Origin of the sequence: Vibrio ichthyoenteri ATCC 700023 (genome assembly GCF_000222605.1) — a bacterium.
Classification (GTDB): Bacteria; Pseudomonadota; Gammaproteobacteria; order Enterobacterales; family Vibrionaceae; genus Vibrio; species Vibrio ichthyoenteri.
Genome location: NZ_AFWF01000321.1, coordinates 1 through 1071, shown reverse-complemented (window position 1 = coordinate 1071; position 1071 = coordinate 1). Strand labels below are relative to the sequence as shown.

General features: G+C 43.2%; 1 pseudogene. It reads right to left on the bottom strand.

The window, feature by feature from the left end:
• A pseudogene (locus RH85_RS23580) lies at positions 1 to 978 on the bottom strand (ISL3 family transposase); the annotation flags it as partial.
• Positions 979 to 1071 lie beyond the last annotated feature (93 nt).

Here is a 1071-nt window from a genome sequence, read left to right as displayed (position 1 = left end):
CACTTGCTCCCACCACACCTTCCATAAGTTTTTTGCCTGAAGTTCAGACTCACAACGCCAGAGTTCCTTTAGTTGCGCTCCCAGCACATAGGTAGTCATCAAGTTTTGATTTATCTTTAATATTTCAGCTAGATAGCTCTCCTGCTGTGTGTTTAGATTATCTCTATTTTTCAATAATACCCAACGAGAACGCTTGACCCATTGTCTCGCTTTTTTATCATGTTTCAGCTTATTGGCTTGATCGACTCTGACTCTATCGATGACCTCACGACCGAACTTAGCCACAACATGGAACAAGTCATAAACGATACGTGCATTCGGGCAGTGCTCTTGGACTTCAAGGTCAAAAGCAGTATTCATATCCATTGCCACCGCCTCGATATTTCTACCATGTTCACCTAACCGCTCGAAGAATGGTCGGATGTCCTTACGGCTGCGGCCCAGCCCTATCCAGATAACCTGATGAGTCTTTGCATCAGCAATGACAGTGGCATAACGATGTCCCTTAAAAATGGCGAACTCGTCCATAACGAGTTGCCTTAATTCACCCCATTTAACTTGGGGTACAACTTGTTGGAGTCGACGCTTATCTATCTCTTTAATTGTGTGCCAATGAACACCAGTGATTTGTGCGATGTGCTTAATGGGTAAAAGAGGCAGCAGCTATTCGATATAGCTTCGCAAGCGATTAGTGATGCGAGAATAAGGCTCTAACCAAGATAACTGCTCTGTTTTAATGCCACATTTACTGCACCTAACTCGTCGAGTTTGAACAAGCAACTCAACAGGCATTCCAAGCAGTGTTGCTTCTTTAACGTTACGCCATTGGTACTCATGTATTGCTTGAGTATGAAGTCCACAGGGACATTTAGCGATAGAGTTAGGTTTAAGGGTGAGCGTAATAAGTGATTCTGTTTGATGAGACTTTGCTACATGAAAGCCTTCCCAGAACGAAGATAGGAAAGTATGATTCGGCATGAAAACGGTAGTTTGTGTAGGTTTTGTTTGGCGATAAAACTCTATCACTTACTACCGTTTTTGTTTTGAGTTCCCGCTTATCCGCGATGAACC